We start from the raw sequence: 2,902 nt of genomic DNA on the forward strand, positions 1-2,902 counted from the left end.
GGTTCTGAGTATATAATAAAATAAAAAAACTGGATTTTACTCCAGCTCTTTCTAGATAAAAAACTTTTTTAATAAAGAAAAATTAAAAGACTCCTTTTTCTTTAAATACTTTAGTCAATTTTTTATAAGTATCTGCTTCAGCTGCAACCAATGGCAATCTTACTACATCATTATCCAATCTTCCAAGTATTTTCATAGCTGCCTTCACAGTTACAGGATTTCCTTCAACAAACATATTTCTGCTTACATCGTATAATTTCGTATGAAGTTCAAATGCCTTGTCGAAATTTTTGTTTAAGAATGAACTAATCAAGTCGCTCATTTCTTGCGGCATTATATTAGCAACTACTGAAACTACTCCTTTTGCTCCAATCGAAAGCATTGGCAAGATTAGATGATCTTCTCCTGACAAAATTTCGATTTTATCGCCACATAAATCTTGAATTTTTATCATTTGTTCAAGGCTTCCCGTTGCTTCCTTTACAGCCACAATTTCAGGCAATTCAGCTAATTTTGCGATAGTTTCCGCTTCAATGTTTGTTCCAGTTCTTCCTGGCACATTGTAAAGCATTACAGGAAATTTTGCTTCCTGTGCGATTGTTTTATAATGTTCGTAAAGCCCTCTTTGACTAGGTTTATTATAATATGGGCAAGTGCTTAATGCCGCATCCGCTCCTAGTTCTTTTGCATATTTTGTCAATTCTACTGCTCTTGACGTATTATTTGAACCTGCTCCTGCGATTACTTGTATTCTTCCTTTCACTTCTTCTACAACTATTTTTATTACTTTTTCATGTTCTGCAAATGTTAATGTTGGAGCTTCTCCAGTTGTTCCACAAGGAACAATCCCAGCTGTCCCATTTTCAATATGATAATTTACCAATTCTCTCAATTTATCTTCATCTAATTCCGTCCCATTATTTTTAAATGGCGTAATTAAAGCCACATAAGATCCTTCAAATTTCATTTTTTCCTTCTTTCTTTAATTTATAATTTTTTATATAAAATTTTATTTTTTTTATTATAAATACTTTATTATTTGAAATAAACTTCATCATTTAAGCTAAAAATAATACAAAAATTATCTTTGAAATTTATACAATCCTTCAGCAATTTTTTCACTAGGCCCTGTCATAAATGCATCACTTTCTCCACCTTCGTATTCAATGACCAACTGTCCACCTGGAACTTTTACATTCACTTTTTCATCAATAAATCCAAAAGTTTTGGCAAGTACTGCTGAAGCTGTTGCACCTGTTCCGCAAGCTAATGTTCTTCCTGCTCCACGTTCCCAAGTAATTATTTCTATGTGCTTTCTATCATAAACTTTTACAAAATTCACATTCACTTTTTTTGGAAACAAATCAGTATAATTTTCAATTTTTTTACCTATTTCATTAATATTATAGTCTTTGAAGTCATTTACAAATATTACAGAATGGTCAGTTCCCATAAAAATATATGAAATTTCAATTTCTTTTCCATCAATATTTATTTTCTCTCTTAAAAACTGTTCTTTTTCAGTATTTATCAATTCTTTTATGTTAAAAATAGGCTTTCCCATATTTACTCTTGCCCAAAAATTATCTTTTTCCTCATCATAATTTACTCTTATTGTCAAATCTCCAGGAACTGTCTTTACAACAAATTCATTTCCATCGACTAAATGATTATTTACAAGATAATGCGAAAAGCATCTTATTCCATTTCCACACATCGGTGCCTGACTTCCATCTGCATTAAAGAAAAACATAAAAGGCATACTTGCCACATATTTCAAAATGATTAGTCCATCTGCACCTATTCCATAATGTCTATCGCAAACCTGACTCGCAAACTCTCCATATTCAGGTATCCCCTTTTCGATTAGCTCTTTTTCACTAACAATAACAAAATCATTCCCTGCACCCTGATATTTTTCAAATTTTAACATCTCAAAAACCTCCATTAATTTTTATTTTTCTTTTCCTGCAATTTTCTAGCCATTCTTGCAATAAATTTTCTTGATAAAAATCTAGTCCCAAAAACTGCAATTTTATTAAAAATCCCAGGAATTATAACTGCTTTTCCCTTTTGAAATTCTTTATATCCAATTTCAGCCACTTCCTTTGCAGTCATAACTTTTATTTTCTCAAACAGTGAACTTTCCGACAAATTACTGCTCTTTTCAAAACCAGTATCTGTTGGACCAGGACATAATGCCGATATTTTTATATTTTTTCCACGAACATCATTTTTAACTTCTTCCCTAACTGCTTCCGTAAATGACTGCACAAAGGCTTTACTCGCATAATAAGTACTCATCAAAGGTCCAGGCATAAAGGCTGCAATTGAAGAAACATTTAATATTCCTCCATTCCCACTCTCCAGCATATCATTTAAAAACATCCTTGTCAATTCTACAACTGTTTTTATATTTAAATTTATCATCATATCATTTTTTTTCATTGTTTTTTCATCAAATTCAGAAAATCTGCCATAAATACCAATTCCAGCATTATTCACAAGTATATCAATTTTAAGACCATTTGATTTTATTTGATTATAAAGTCCTTTAGCAGCATTTTCCTTCGATAAATCAGTCTCAAATACACTTACTTTTATATCTTTTGAAATTTTTTTCAAAATCTCTTTTTTCAAAATTTCTAATTTATCCTTATTTCGTGCCACAATAACTAGATTATGTCCATTTTTTGCATAAATTTTAGCAAACTCATAGCCAATTCCACTACTTGCACCTGTTATTAAAACTGTTTTCATAAAATTTCCTTTTTTATAGCCAACTTAAAAATTAGAGTGAAAATATGTAAAAAAATATTTTGATAGCTTTATAAATCAAACTCTCTTGCAAATAATTCTGCAACCTTTTTCCCCATAACTTCATCTACAACCAACGAAATGC

The 2,902-nt window shown here is 30.6% G+C and carries 3 protein-coding genes; all 3 read right to left on the bottom strand.

Annotation, left to right across the window (positions count from 1 at the left end; genetic code table 11):
• Positions 1-82: 82 nt before the first annotated feature.
• The 3 genes from dapA to ACO409_RS10550 all read right to left on the bottom strand — a co-directional run bounded on the left by dapA (position 83) and on the right by ACO409_RS10550 (position 2,760).
• Entirely contained in the window at positions 83-967 is an 885-nt protein-coding gene (gene dapA / locus ACO409_RS10540; protein ID WP_485557056.1) for a 4-hydroxy-tetrahydrodipicolinate synthase, read from the bottom strand.
• A gap of 114 nt (positions 968-1,081) precedes the next feature.
• Positions 1,082-1,933 carry a diaminopimelate epimerase gene (gene dapF, locus ACO409_RS10545; RefSeq protein ID WP_485557058.1) on the bottom strand — a complete coding sequence of 284 codons (852 nt, stop codon included), beginning with the start codon at positions 1,931-1,933 and terminating at the stop codon, positions 1,082-1,084.
• A gap of 14 nt (positions 1,934-1,947) precedes the next feature.
• The gene (locus tag ACO409_RS10550) at positions 1,948-2,760 is read right to left on the bottom strand and encodes an SDR family NAD(P)-dependent oxidoreductase (RefSeq protein WP_485557060.1); all 813 of its coding nucleotides are present in this window, start codon (positions 2,758-2,760) and stop codon (positions 1,948-1,950) included.
• Positions 2,761-2,902: the final 142 nt, after the last annotated feature.

The organism is Leptotrichia sp. (assembly GCF_057270615.1).

Excerpts from the sequence above, each read along its gene's own strand:
- dapA (WP_485557056.1), bottom strand. The coding sequence starts at position 967 with ATGAAATTTGAAGGATCTTATGTGGCTTTAATTACGCCATTTAAAAAT.
- dapF (WP_485557058.1), bottom strand. The coding sequence starts at position 1,933 with ATGTTAAAATTTGAAAAATATCAGGGTGCAGGGAATGATTTTGTTATT.
- ACO409_RS10550 (WP_485557060.1), bottom strand. The coding sequence starts at position 2,760 with ATGAAAACAGTTTTAATAACAGGTGCAAGTAGTGGAATTGGCTATGAG.